Annotated in this window: 1 protein-coding gene; it reads left to right on the top strand. The window is 60.0% G+C overall.

What is annotated here, in order from left to right:
* Positions 1-245 (top strand): hypothetical protein (locus IG78_RS50850; protein WP_031130132.1); only part of this gene is annotated, 245 nt, incomplete at both ends.

Genomic DNA, 245 nt, shown 5'->3' with positions numbered 1-245 from the left:
AAGATCGAACGCTGGATAGCTCAGCACGCCCCGGAAGAAGATCCGCTGCCGGCTCCTTGCACTCGCGCAGATCTGGAGCGCTTGTACGAGTCTGTCGGGGAACAGTTACCGAAGGACGTCGAGCGCTCGCTGTTACGCCACGACGGGTCAGGTCTGACCGACATCCTTCCGCCGGGCTACACGCTTCTCGGCGTCGAGGACATCCTTTACCACCGTGAGATCTGGTTGAAGTACGGGGCACTTAA

This window comes from Streptomyces aureocirculatus, assembly GCF_000720475.1.
Taxonomy (GTDB): domain Bacteria; phylum Actinomycetota; class Actinomycetes; order Streptomycetales; family Streptomycetaceae; genus Streptomyces; species Streptomyces aureocirculatus.
The sequence above is the reverse complement of the archived record's forward strand: the minus strand, read 5'-3'. Positions and strand labels throughout refer to the sequence as shown.